Below are 961 nucleotides of genomic sequence, written 5' to 3'. Positions count from 1 at the left end.
GACCACTCCTATGACCGGTCTCGGCCGCCTCCGCCTCGATCTCCAACGCCACCTCCGCCGCATGCCGTAAAGCGACACGGCATCATCAGCAGGGCGTTTCGCAAGGTGAGGTCAGGACGACGGTTACGATACGCAGAGAGGAGCGCACGGGAATAACCATCGGCGGAGAGCCAGCCGTAGAAGCTGATGTCTCCGCAAGCCAGTTCTGGATCGTCTACGGTGCTGCCGCACGGGCTGGGCTTGGGTTTGGCATACCTGACGCCAACACTGGTCTCTATGCCGTGCCTGGGCTTCCTAGGGCGGTGGTGAAGGCGTTCATCGCTGCCACCTGGGGACAGGGAAGGATTCCCGCGCGATGGCCTAGGGGCACGAAAACTGACCTTGAGGAGGTCGGGGTTAAGCTGAAGGACTATTCTATCGAGATGGTGAGCAAGGCGGTGCTGGCAGTGCATCCCATTGTCGGCGCCTTGGATGAAATCCTTCTGGCGTATGGGCTGGATGCCTTCGCTCCTCATCAGCCACGAGACCTGTGCGCCCACTGGCTCATGGGGATTGAGGCTCAGGCACTGACCAAGGCCATGCTGACGCTCAAACGCGAAGACAACGTGGTGGCGCTGCCTTTGCATGATGGGCTGATCGTCGCCCGTAGCTCTGCCGACAGGGCAATCCTCAGACTTCAGGAAGCATACCAAGAGGTCGCTGGAGCGAAGCCGCTGGTGCGGGTGAAGGGCATTGGGTCGTCACCATGATCCTACCCTAAGAAATATTGGGGCCGCCCCGCAGACTTACCTGCGTGTTTAGATCGCCACCGCTGCCTAGGCCTGAGCAGTACAGCCCGGATCATTCACGGCGGCGGTGACGCGCGTCCCCTGGCTGGCGCGCGGCTCGCGCCGTGGTTGTGCGGGCGAGCGGGATCGGCGCCGGTCCTATTGGCCGGGGTTCAGGTGCGGATCGCGGGGCT

Annotated in this window: 1 protein-coding gene; it reads left to right on the top strand. The window is 62.5% G+C overall.

From position 1 onward, the window contains the following. Positions 1-422 precede the first annotated feature (422 nt). Positions 423-749, top strand: coding sequence for a hypothetical protein (locus H7965_RS30025; protein WP_186774108.1), 327 nt, complete (start codon positions 423-425; stop codon positions 747-749). The last annotated feature ends 212 nt before the right edge of the window (positions 750-961 follow it).

Source organism: Siccirubricoccus deserti, assembly GCF_014283215.1.
In the GTDB taxonomy this organism is placed as follows: domain Bacteria; phylum Pseudomonadota; class Alphaproteobacteria; order Acetobacterales; family Acetobacteraceae; genus Siccirubricoccus; species Siccirubricoccus deserti.
This window is presented reverse-complemented; position numbering and strand designations above follow the sequence as displayed.